General features: G+C 73.5%; 11 protein-coding genes and 1 pseudogene. 7 read left to right on the forward strand and 5 right to left on the reverse strand.

Features of this window, described 5'->3' with window-relative positions:
- Window positions 1–364 precede the first annotated feature (364 nt).
- Window positions 365–649, forward strand: coding sequence for a hypothetical protein (locus tag ACFW6A_RS38635; RefSeq protein WP_386480800.1), 285 nt, complete (start codon window positions 365–367; stop codon window positions 647–649).
- A 41-nt stretch (window positions 650–690) separates the two neighbouring features.
- Here ACFW6A_RS38635 and ACFW6A_RS38640 read toward each other — a convergent pair whose 3' ends face one another.
- Window positions 691–1659 (reverse strand): hypothetical protein, encoded by a 969-nt coding sequence (locus tag ACFW6A_RS38640; protein WP_386480803.1) that lies wholly within the window; start codon window positions 1657–1659, stop codon window positions 691–693.
- A 172-nt stretch (window positions 1660–1831) separates the two neighbouring features.
- Between ACFW6A_RS38640 and ACFW6A_RS38645 the strand changes: the two genes are divergently transcribed.
- On the forward strand, window positions 1832–1987 hold the full coding sequence (locus ACFW6A_RS38645; protein ID WP_386480806.1) for a hypothetical protein: 156 nt from the start codon (window positions 1832–1834) through the stop codon (window positions 1985–1987).
- 101 nt (window positions 1988–2088) lie between these two features.
- Here ACFW6A_RS38645 and ACFW6A_RS38650 read toward each other — a convergent pair whose 3' ends face one another.
- Window positions 2089–2790, reverse strand: coding sequence for a hypothetical protein (locus tag ACFW6A_RS38650; protein ID WP_386646556.1), 702 nt, complete (start codon window positions 2788–2790; stop codon window positions 2089–2091).
- Between the two features lie 258 nt (window positions 2791–3048).
- Between ACFW6A_RS38650 and ACFW6A_RS38655 the strand changes: the two genes are divergently transcribed.
- On the forward strand, window positions 3049–4029 hold the full coding sequence (locus ACFW6A_RS38655) for a hypothetical protein (RefSeq protein WP_386646558.1): 981 nt from the start codon (window positions 3049–3051) through the stop codon (window positions 4027–4029).
- Between the two features lie 1031 nt (window positions 4030–5060).
- Here ACFW6A_RS38655 and ACFW6A_RS38660 read toward each other — a convergent pair.
- A complete protein-coding gene (locus tag ACFW6A_RS38660; RefSeq protein ID WP_386480814.1) occupies window positions 5061–5279 on the reverse strand; it encodes a hypothetical protein in 219 nt (72 codons plus the stop codon).
- A 777-nt stretch (window positions 5280–6056) separates the two neighbouring features.
- On the opposite strand from ACFW6A_RS38660, the gene ACFW6A_RS38665 reads away from it, so the two are divergent.
- Together ACFW6A_RS38665 and ACFW6A_RS38670 are read left to right on the forward strand one after the other, a co-directional pair.
- Window positions 6057–6320: a helix-turn-helix transcriptional regulator gene (locus ACFW6A_RS38665; RefSeq protein WP_386480817.1), complete on the forward strand. Its 264-nt coding sequence runs from the start codon at window positions 6057–6059 to the stop codon at window positions 6318–6320.
- 57 nt (window positions 6321–6377) lie between these two features.
- Window positions 6378–6677, forward strand: coding sequence for a hypothetical protein (locus ACFW6A_RS38670; protein WP_386480819.1), 300 nt, complete (start codon window positions 6378–6380; stop codon window positions 6675–6677).
- A 72-nt stretch (window positions 6678–6749) separates the two neighbouring features.
- Here the strand turns inward: ACFW6A_RS38670 and ACFW6A_RS38675 are convergent, their stop codons facing one another.
- On the reverse strand, window positions 6750–7787 hold the full coding sequence (locus tag ACFW6A_RS38675; RefSeq protein ID WP_386646560.1) for a hypothetical protein: 1038 nt from the start codon (window positions 7785–7787) through the stop codon (window positions 6750–6752).
- A 387-nt stretch (window positions 7788–8174) separates the two neighbouring features.
- Between ACFW6A_RS38675 and ACFW6A_RS38680 the strand changes: the two are divergent.
- A pseudogene (locus ACFW6A_RS38680) lies at window positions 8175–9073 on the forward strand (helicase); the annotation flags it as partial.
- Between the two features lie 354 nt (window positions 9074–9427).
- On the forward strand, window positions 9428–10174 hold the full coding sequence (locus tag ACFW6A_RS38685) for a ZIP family metal transporter (protein WP_386646562.1): 747 nt from the start codon (window positions 9428–9430) through the stop codon (window positions 10172–10174).
- A 137-nt stretch (window positions 10175–10311) separates the two neighbouring features.
- On the opposite strand, the gene ACFW6A_RS38690 is transcribed toward ACFW6A_RS38685, so the two are convergent.
- Window positions 10312–10510: hypothetical protein (locus ACFW6A_RS38690; RefSeq protein ID WP_386646564.1), on the reverse strand; the 199-nt coding region annotated here is incomplete at its 5' end.

A 10510-nucleotide genomic window follows, 5' to 3' on the forward strand; every position in this document is an offset into this window, starting at 1 on the left:
CCGGGGGCCCGCTCGCCGGGGGCCCGCTCGCCGGGGGCCCGCTCGCCGGGGGCCCGCTCGCCGGGGGCCCGCTCGCCGGGGGCCCGCTCGCCGGGGGCCCGCTCGCCGGGTCGGGGCGCTTCGCGCCGCCTCCCCGGCGGAGGGCGAGGGAGCGGCGCGGGGGCTGGGAGGCGGCCGCTTCGGTGGTGGGCGGGGGCGGCCGGCGGGTGGGGGTGCGGCGGGGGCGAGGGCCTCCGGCCGGGGGTGCTGGGGGTGGTGGGTGACGAGGAAAGAGGGGCCCGAAAAACAAAGAACTTATATAAGTCGCGGTAGGGTGGTGGGCGGCCTCGCCCCGGGGCCGGCCCCGACCGAGAGGCGATCACCGATGTCCACCGCCCCGCGCCATCACGAGCGCTCCCCCAAGACCTACGCGGCCGGCACCGGCAGGCCTTCGGAGCGGAAGCTGGACGGCGCCAAGGTGGTGCGCACGGTGAACGTGACCGGGTCGGTGTGGGAAGCGAGCAAGAAACGGGCCGCCCAGGACGAAGTGTCCCTCTCGCACGCCGTGGGCCTGCTCCTGGAGGCCTACTCCGCCCGCCTGATCGACCTGGACACCATCGTGACGCAGCTCGATGAGCTGCACGCGGAAGGCAAGGCGGGCCCTGCATAGGGATGCGGCGCACGCGGTAAGGGGCCGGCGACTTGCCCGCTCTATCCATGCAGGGGATCCGTAGGCCACTCCTCAAGCTCCCCCATTTTTTTCGCCAAGTGCGCAACAGTGACGGTCAGGAGCCTGTGCATCATATCTTTATCCCCCTCCCGCTCCAGTGCCTCAAATCTCCTTTCCACCATCCTGATCGAATCTTCCCAACCATCGAGAACGGCGATCCTGCCCTCCGCCAAATGCGGCAGAATTCGGGCGGAATTTTGCGCAATCTGCACCTGCGTCCGCTCCATCGCAACCAATCTCCGAAGCGATTTAATCGTGCCGTAGAAAGTATGCTCCATCTCCTGACGGGAAATTCCCTCATACCTCATCCGGGAAAGCTCCGCAGCAATCTCCGGACCACTACGGTTGAACGAATCATCCACCACGGATCCCCCTTGGTGAAATTTGAATGATTCCTGATCGACCGGTTCGGGCGTTTTCCCGTAATCGCCCATCGAGCGCATCGGAGGGAATGTCGCACCCAAGACTCTCTCCGTGCCCAAAAGTCCGCCGATCTGTTCGCTCGTAAGCCCTTCGGCAGCAGCTGCGGCTAGGGAGGTCTTAGGGCTGACGCTAGAAGAGGAAGACCGATCAGCGTCAGGTACGGGCGATGCCTGCCTCTCGGGGTCCGCTGGTGACGAGGGCGAGCTGTCGGGCGTCTCCGTAGCGGTGGATGCTTCGGCAGCCGCTGCCCACAGGCCGTGAAATCGCTGGGACTCCGCCGAGGAGTCCAGGCCGCGAATTCCGTCGGCCAGCGCGGTGACGAGGATGTCCAGCAGGGCCCAGTCCGGAAGCCGGGGTTGGCGGAAGACGTCGTGGACGCGGCTTGAGCTGGCGACGCTGGTACCGCCGATGGCGCGGGTCATATCTCGGACGGAGGGCCAGCCGGCGCGGAGGTGCAGGCGGTGCAGTTCGTCGCTGAGGGTTTTTCGGGGGCCGGGCGGCAGGGGTGGGGCCGTCAGCTTGGGCACGTGCGCTCCGTGGGCTGTCCGATGGTGTCCAGAAGTGTCCGACGGTCACCGTACAGCGTCCGAACACGTAGCCCTGCGTCCGGAGTTGTAGCCGCTCGTCGGACAGCGTCCCGGGCCCGATTCGCGGCCGGAAGCTGGACGAGTCCGAACGGAACTCACCCAGGAGAACGGCATGTTCGACGTGTCCACGGCGCTCGATCTGCTCACGCAGGGGCTGCTGACGGAGCTTCCCTCCAGCCTGATCACGGCGGCGGTGGTTGCCGCTGTGGCCTGGGCCCTGCGCCGCCGCAAGCGGAACCACCCGGAGGGCGGACGGGACGGGGGCTGAGCCCGGGAGGGGCCTGCGCAGCCGCGCAGGCCCCTCCCGCGTCTTCCCTCGCCCGCGGGCCGGAGGGCCCCTGTGCGGCCCCGTTCGGGGGCCGGCGGTGGTCACGCCGGGAGTGCGGGGCGGGAGAGGTGGCCGCAGCGGATGCCGCCGCCGGGGTGCCATTCCATGGCGGGCGCCGCTGTGGTGCCGTGCTCGGGGCAGGAGGGGGCGGGGGTGATGCCGCCGCAGGCCTTACGTGTGCAGCGGCAGGCCGAGGTGGGGGCGGTGTAGGGCAGGGCGTGGCGGACGACTCCGCCGGCCTGATGCTGGGCTGCGTGGCCGCGCAGGCCGCTGGGCCACGTGAGCGTGACCCGCAGGCCGCCCGTGCCCGGGTGGAACCGGTCGATCACCCGCACCCCGCCCGGTACCGCGAGCGGGGTGGTGCCCGGCGCGGTCAGGCGGGTGACGGTGCAGTCCGCGGCGGTGAGGGTGGCGAGGGTGTCGGCGTCGGCGTCGGTCGTCCAGGCGGTGAGCCGGTCCTCCCCTTCGGGGTCGTCGCTCAGCTCCACCCACGGGCTCCAGAGCTGGAACCGGCGGGGCGCGGCGCCGGTGGGACGCAGCTGGAGCGTGGCGGTGGGCACGGTGGTGGGGACGGCGATCTTGTCGTGGGCGAGGAGCCAGGCGACCACGGCGGCCCGGTCGAAGGTGGGGTGGACGCTGGTGCCGCCGGCGGGGTGGGGGAAGTCGGGGTGGCGGCGGCGCCAGTTCACGACGGCCGCGCGGCCGACCCCGGCGATCCGCGCGGCCTCCGCAAGAAGCACCACGTCCTGGTCGAGGCCGGTGGGGTCGAGGGTGAGTGGCTCTGTTGGTTGGTTTCGAGAACGTCTGTTGTTCAGTGGCAGGAACGCTTTCCTTCTCCGGGAAGTGATGTTGCCTAGATTCGGGAACGCCTACGTGCTTGTGTCAGGGCCGTGGTTGTGGTCGGCCCAGAGCGCGCCGATGTGGCCGGAGATGGTGTCCTCGCGGGAGGGGTCGTGGTAACCCGTTCGCGTGGCGTACTCCCGGCCGCGTACGTTCCGGCTGTGACCAGGACAACGCCGGCCAGGCCGGTGGCAGTGGAGGCTGTGTTCCCGGAACTGGCGGCATACCGAGGGCGGACGACCCGCCTGCATCCACGGCCGGGGCAGCCCGGGCGGCACGACAGCCATGTCGGCGGGCCGCTGTTGTGGCCCAGCGACGAGCCGTGGCCGGTCTGCCACGAGCCGCACGAGCCCGAGACCGAGGGGTACGCGCCAAAGGAGATCCGCGCCGCCCGGGCCGCGAGCGTGTGGCCCAGGAGCAGCCCGTGGGCCGGGGAGGGCGGGCCGGCCCCTTTCGTGGGGCTCGCCCAGTTCTTCGGCCGGGACGTCCCCGGTCTGGCCGCCGGTCCCGGCGGCGCTGACCTGGTGCAGCTCTTCCGCTGCCCGCGCACCCACGGCCCGTACCTGGAGCGCCGATACCTCCTGCAGTGGAGGCTCGCCGCGCAGGCGGAGCGAGCGGACCGCTTCCTCGACGCCGCGCCCGAAGTGCCGCTGCTGCGGTGGGAGGACGAACTGCCCGAAGCCTGTGTCGTGCACCCCGAGGAGGTGGACACCTATCCGTGGGCGGAGGACGACACGCTGCCTGCGGCTCTGATAGCCCGCATCGACGCCTGGGACGATGCGCAGACGGCGGAAGGCGGCCGCGACGCACCGAACTACCAGGGCGCTCTTTCGATCCCGCCCGGCTGGCGCGTCGGTGGCTTTCCCAGCTGGGCGTCCACGGGCCCGATGGACATCACTTGCGCGTCCTGTACGGCCCCGATGCGGCTCCTGCTGACGGCAGGGGGCGACGAGATGGACCCCGACTCACACAGCTGGATGCCGCTGGAAGACCGCGATCCGTCCCTGCAGGGGATGGCCTCGATCCGGGGCGGTCAGTCCGTCGCCCAGCCCACCCGGCTCCGCTTCGGCCGTGACCGAGACCTGCACGTCTTCACCTGCCCGGCCGACCCGGGACACCTGCCCCAATGGGTGCTGTCCTGATCCGCTCCAAGGACGACAGGTTCGGCCGGCGCGCATTGCTGCGAGCCGTGGACACGGTTCCTGGATGTCACCGCTATCCCCGACGACAACCAGCCGTGGCCGTTCCCAGAATCCGGCTGCAACCGTTTCTGCGAGTCGCCTATGTAGCCACGGTGCGGGAGGGAAACGGCGCTGAGCCGTGATCCGGGCGGTTGGCGGGCCTTCGCCTCACGGGCCGGGCCCGGGGCCGGCCCGAGGGGGGCGTCAGGGGAGCTCGGGCGGCCCGGCGATGGCGACACTGCCTCCCTGGATGACCTCCGTGGTGCAGGGGGCCTGGCCCGCTCACGCCATATCGGCACAGGCTGGCGCCGACCCTACCCGGGCGCGGCCGGGCCGGTACCAGGATCGGCGGGGCCGTCCCCGAGCGGGCGGCGGCCCGAGCGCGGGGCGGGCTCGGGGCGGTCGGGGGCGGCGGTCCACTCCCCCGCGGCGGCGAGGCCGGCGGCGGTGCGGGCCCACCGGTCAGTCGGGAGCCGGTCGGGAACGTCGGGGCCGGGACCGAGAGGGCGACGGTGCGGTGCTCACCCGGTCAGTCTCCCCCGCCCTGACAGGGCGTCCGACAACGGCTGGGTCTCCGCCCCGCCGCGAGGAGGGGAAGAAGGACACCTCTCCTGGTCTCCAGGAGAGGTGTCGGCGCGGGAATCGAGTGACCCACGCCCCCTGACCAGCACGAACGCGGGGCGCGGCCGTGGGGGCCCGCAACCGGTGACGCAACCGGTGGTGCAACCCGTGACGCAACGGGTGGCGCAACCGGTGACGCAACCGGTGGCGCAACCCGGTGGCTTTGTTCACGAGACCGGGAGGCGCCCGTCTGTGGTCGTCAACGGCGTGGTGGGCGCGGGGCGGACGTGGTCCTGGTGGGCGAGGGCGGTCCGGCCTGGGATGGCCCGAGCAGTGACCCGGGTGATGACCCTTGCAGGTCACAGGGGCGCGGACGGTGGCTTGGTAGGGCTGGCGGTAAGCGTGGTGGTAAGCGGAGGGAGGGGAGTTCGTCAGCACGGCGACGAGGGGGACGGCGGGGAGAGGAGGAACGTGGCGATCGCGGTGCCGAGGCCGCCGATGCCGAGGAACGCGGCGCCGCCGGCCGTCACGGCGGTGAGGGCGCTGGCGCCAAGGTGGGCCGTGACGATTCCTGCGACGAGGGCGGCGATGACGGAGAGAAGGACGACGATGACGACGGCGGTGATCCGGGCGGTCTGACGGGTGGGCACTGGTGAGGTCCTTCCAGGCATGAACGAGTGGCACCGGGCGGTGCGGTCGGTAGGGGAGCAGACGCGAGCGGCTAGCGTCTCGGGCTGGAGCCGGTCGGGCGGCCGGATAGTGGCGGGCGGCGGACCAAGTCGCGCGGCTCCCGCTCCCGACCTAGTGATTGAGTTATTTGGGGGTGGCGGGCGTTTGTTACGCGGGGTCCTCACCCTCGGCCTAGGGGGTCGGCTGCCGGGCCGCGCCGAGCGGCGGACGGTAAGGCGGGCGGTCCTGTATGGGGGCGGGCGGTGGAGCTGGAGCGCGCCTGGTCCGGCGGCATGATGCCGGGGCCGCGGGTTAGCCGCGCAAGCCGTCCTTCGCCGAGCGGCAGGAAGTCGTGAGGCCTTCATGCCAGGGGAATACTCACCCTTCGTTGTTTGAAAGCCGCCGGTTGTAGCGTCGTCGCGGTCAACACCGTGTCCGGGTCGGCAGTGGACGGTAGGGCGGGCCGTCCTGTACGGGCCGTGGGGGCAAGGCCGGCGGGGCTTCTGCCCCTACCTGTCCCTACCTGCGTGGGTGATGGTTGAAATCCCTAGATCAAAAAGACCCCGGGGTGTGTCCGGTCTTCACCCGGGGCGGCGGAGCCCGGGGCTGGCGGCATGGTGCCGGGGCGGGGAGCTAGCCGCGCAAGAGCGCCCGGGGCCTCGCGCGCGTGCGCGGCACGCACGGCACGCGATACGCGCGGCACGCGTGGGCCGAGGGTCGGAGCCGGGGGCGGGGCGGGGAGGCGGGAGGATGGGGGCATGAGCATGAACCGCCCCCTTCTGACCCAGCGCGAGGCCGCCACGGCGTGCGGGGGGAGCCGGTCCACGATCCGGCGCCGGCGGGAGGCCGGGGAACTTCCCGGGTGTGTGCAGGACGAGGAGCGCGGCTGGCTGATCCCGGTCGACGCGCTGCTCGCCGCGGGCTTCCGGCTGAACGCCCCCGCCCCACCCGAGGACGCGGCCCCGGCGGCCCCGGCGGCTGCGAGCGGGTCTGCCGTTCCGGGCGCGGCGGAGGCCGGGTAGGACGTCGCGGGGCTGCGGGCGGAGCTGGAGCGGGAACGGCACGCGCGGGCGCTGGAAGTGGCCGAGGCGCGGCACGAGGCCGCCCTGGCGGCCGCCGAGACGCGGCACCTGCGCGACCAGCTCGCCGCGCGGGACGGGCACATCGAGGATCTGCGCTCGGCGCTGCGGGCGCTGTCCGCCGGGCCGGAGCGGACGGCGCTCGGTGAGCCGGGTCACCAGGCGCCGGGTGGCGGGGTGGTGGTGCCGGGTCAGGTCCACCCCGAGCCGCCCGCCCCCTCCTCGACGTCGGCCTCGGCCGCGGCGGGTGCGGCGGCCGGGGACGGAGCGCGTCGGCGGTGGTGGGGCGGACGGCGCTGACCGCCGGGCTGTAGAACGGCCGGAGGGCAGCACCCCTTGACGGGGTGCCGCCCTCCGGCGTGTGGTGCGGGGTCAGTCCTGCGCGGTGACCGGGTCGAGGCTGGTCTCCGCCGGGGTGGGCGTGTAGCCGTTGCGGAGGAGGTCGACGGCCTCGTGGCGCAGCTCGCCGGCGATCGTCTGGGAGGCGCCGAGCCGGTCCTGGATGTCCCGCAGCGAGACCGCGTCGTGCGGGATCTCCTCGGCCGGGGTGTCGGGCTGGGCGGCCAGGAGCATCCGGGCGACGCGGCGGGCGTTGCGCTGGCGGGACGACAGGCGGGCGTAGTCCTCCGCGGCCTCGGCCTGTGCCTTGGCCTCGGCACGCGCGGCACGGCGCTGCGCGGCGTCGGCCGCGAACAGCTCCGCGGTCGCCTCCTCTTCCTGGGCGCGGCGGGCGTCGGCGGCGCGGGCGGCCTCCAGGCGCTGGCGCTCGGCCGCAAGGCGCTGCGCTTCCGTGGCGGCCTGCTCCGCGGCCCGGCGGGCCTCCTCCGTCCGGCGGGCGTTCTCCGCCGCGATCCGGTCGGCCTCCGTCTTGCGGGCGCGGGCGGCGGCCAGTTCCGCCGACTCCTCCGCCTCGGCCACGGCGGCGGCCTGGCGCTCCGCCTGCGCGCGGACCTGCTCCGCCCGCACCCGGGCGGCCTCCGCCCGGCCTTGCCCATCGGCCGCCGCTTCCTCCGCCTGGGCCTGCGCCGTGGCGCCGGCCGCCGCCGCCTTCGCCTCCGCGATCTTCACACGGGCCGCCGTCTCCGCCTCCCGGATCGCGCGGACCGCCTTGCGGTCTGCCTCCTGCGCCTCGGCCAGCGCCTTGCGCTCCGCCTCCTGCCGCTCGGACTCCGCCTGCCGCTCGGCCTCCTCCGCCGCCCGCTGGTCGGCCTCCGCCTTCCACTGCGCCGGCAGTGCCAGCGCCTCCTCGACGGTGTAGCCGCGGGGCGCCATCGTCATCGGCAGGAGCTGCTCGTCGGTCGCCTTCGACAGGTCTCCGCCGAGGTGCTGGGTAAGCCAGACGCGGTAGCCCTCCAGGGCCTGCTCGCGCTCGACCATGTCGGTGTAGGAGCGCACGGCGGCCAGACGCATGCGCCGGTACAGGCGCGGGATGCGGACCGGTCCAGTACAGCAGCGGGCTCGTACTCGGCTTCCGCGGCGACCGGGAGGCGGACAAGCTGGCCGGGGAGCACGGGGGTGGAAGGTGTCCGCCCCGCGCCGGAGGGGGGCCGGGAGGGGCGGACACGGCCGTCAGCTCGTGGTCCGGGGAGAGGTACCACGAGCAGTCGGGCCGGAGGGTTCCATGCACTCCGGTGCACCGCCTACCCCCGCACCGGGTGAACACACCCACCGCCTCGGGCCGTGAGGGCACCACATACAGATATCCGGAGATGGCGGAAGACCGGGGCGAGGCGGCCGGCCGCGTCTCGGTGTGGCGTTCCCCCTTTTTCCGGCTCACGGCCCGAAACGGTGACGAGGCACGGGCCGGTCGTCGTGTTCGCCACGTAGGCCTCCCTGGTGGACCTCGAGGACCCGGAGGGCCCGACGGGGCCGGGGGAAGGTACGCGGGCCACTGGAGGCCGCCCTGGCGGGCGGGGAGCTGCTGTACGGGCAGCAGATGGTCCCGTTCGACTTCGCCATCGGGGCCGGAGCCCACGGAGCCGCCAGTGGCCTCGGTCGGCCGTGGGCGGCGATCCCCGACAACCAGCGGATCCCCGCCGGCTTCCGGCTCTGCCTCGCCGCGCCCCGGCCGCGCAGGGGTGCGGACAGGCAAGAGGCGGAGATCGCGAGCATGGCCGACGCCCCGGACGGGACGTACGGGGCGTGGCTTGCGGAGCTCGGGCTGTCGAAGGCGATCGAGCGGGAGATCCTCGCCGGGTTCGAGATCGACGTGCTGGAGATCCGCGACCCCTCCCCCGCGCTCGGGAAGTCCGAGGAGGCGCGGCGCGGCCGGCGCCTGGCGCTGCTGCAGACCGCGCTCCTGGAACACGCCGCCGCCTGGAACCTGCGCACCGTCATGACCTTCCACCAGAAGGTCGAGGAAGCCGCGGCGTTCGCGGAGAAGCTGCCCGAGACCGCCACCTCCGACGCCGACCTGGCCGCCGGGAAGCTGCCCGCCTCGTCGATCGACGCCGAGTTCTACGAACTGGAGGCCGGCCGCCACGTACCCCCGGACCGCGTGTGGCCGGCGTGGCTGTGCGGCGACCACCTCGTCGCCGAGCGGCGCGAGGTCCTGCGCCAGTTCGCCAACGGTGTCGACGCCGCGGGCCGGCGGGGCGCACAGCGCCTTCCTCGCCAGCGCGCGTGTACTCGGAGAGGGCGTGGACATCACCGGCGAGCGGGGCGTGGAGGCAGCGTTCCTCGTTTTCCGGCGGGGGCTGGTGCCCGCTCAACCGCCATGAACGGCGGAACGGCGGAACGCTCTCGTGCCATCGTGAACTGTCCCGGTTGCCGTCGTTCCCCGTCAGTACCCCCAACTACCCCGGTTGCACCGCTCGATCGGCAGGACCCGCACGCACGCCCCTGAGCCGGCCTTCTCCGGCATCGCACCCTGTTGTCACGGCAGGGACCCGGTGGCGCAGCCGGGGCCGGGCGGTGCGCACTCCTGTACGCCGCGGGCTCACGTGACGGTGACCGGGGTCGGGAGTGCGCGTCGGACCGGCCGGCGGGGGTAAGGGCCCAGGGCGGCGGGGAAGCGCCGCGGGACGGGCGAGAGGGTCGAGGAGGATGGTGTGGGAGCGCTGGCTGCGGGTGGTTGGGGTCTTCTCGCCGGAAGCGCGTTGCTGTTCGGTGCGGCGGTGGGCCTGTTCTTCCGGGTGCCGGCCCAGTGGACCGCCCTGGTGATGGCCTTCGGCAGCGGTGTGCTGATCTCCGCGGTCTCGTACGACCTGGTGGCCGAGGCGTACGAGCGGGGCGGCCTGGCACCGACGGCCCTGGGGGCGCTGGGCGGTGCGGGCGTGTACTCCCTGGCGAACGTGGCGCTCGCCCGGCGGGGGGCCCGCCATCGCAAGCGGTCGGGTGCGCAGCAGCCGTCCGAGCAGGACCGGCCGGGCTCGGGCGGTGCGATCGCTCTGGGGGCGCTGCTGGACGGCGTTCCCGAATCGGTCGTGATCGGCACCGGTCTCCTGGGGGGCGGGAGCGTCGGGGCGGCCACTGTCGTCGCGGTCTTCCTCAGCAACCTTCCCGAGGGGCTGGCGAGCGCGGCGGGCATGCGGCAGGCCGGGCGGAGCAAGGGCTACGTCATGGGCCTGTGGGCGGCGATCGCGCTGGTCTCGGGGCTGGCCGCGCTGGTCGGCTACACCGTCCTGGGCGGGGCTTCGGAGACCGTCATGGCGGCCATCACCGCCGTGGCCGCCGGAGCGATCCTGGCGATGATCGCGGACACGATGATTCCCGAGGCCTTCGAGAACGCCCACCTCCTGGCCGGCCTCACCACGGTCACGGGCTTCCTGGTGGCCTTCGCGCTGGCGCAGCTCTGAACATCGCGAACCGGGCAGGGGCGGGCGGGGATCCTGCTCACGCCCCCGCCAAGGGCCTCGCTCCATCAGGTCCGGGGGTCGCGTTCCTTCGAGGGAGGCGCGGGTGGTGGGGCCGTAGACGCCTTCGGGGCCTCCTGTCAGACCGCGGGCGGGCGCTTCTCGCCGAGGTCGCCCGCCGGGCCCAGGAAGCCGGCGACACGTTCCTGGCCCTCGTGCCGCAGGGCGGCGCAGAGGAGGCCGGCCGGCAGGCGTTCTTCCGGGCGTGCGGGCTCACGCTCCACGGCCCCGCCGGACCGGGCGCGGCCTGGGACTGCCCGGTCTCGGAGATCCTCGCGG

The organism is Streptomyces sp. NPDC058758 (genome assembly GCF_042746075.1).
In the GTDB taxonomy this organism is placed as follows: domain Bacteria; phylum Actinomycetota; class Actinomycetes; order Streptomycetales; family Streptomycetaceae; genus Streptomyces.

Coding starts and splice junctions, on each gene's coding strand:
- ACFW6A_RS38635 (WP_386480800.1), top strand. CDS start 365: ATGTCCACCGCCCCGCGCCATCACGAGCGCTCCCCCAAGACCTACGCG.
- ACFW6A_RS38645 (WP_386480806.1), top strand. CDS start 1,832: ATGTTCGACGTGTCCACGGCGCTCGATCTGCTCACGCAGGGGCTGCTG.
- ACFW6A_RS38665 (WP_386480817.1), top strand. CDS start 6,057: ATGAGCATGAACCGCCCCCTTCTGACCCAGCGCGAGGCCGCCACGGCG.
- ACFW6A_RS38675 (WP_386646560.1), bottom strand. CDS start 7,787: ATGCGTCTGGCCGCCGTGCGCTCCTACACCGACATGGTCGAGCGCGAG.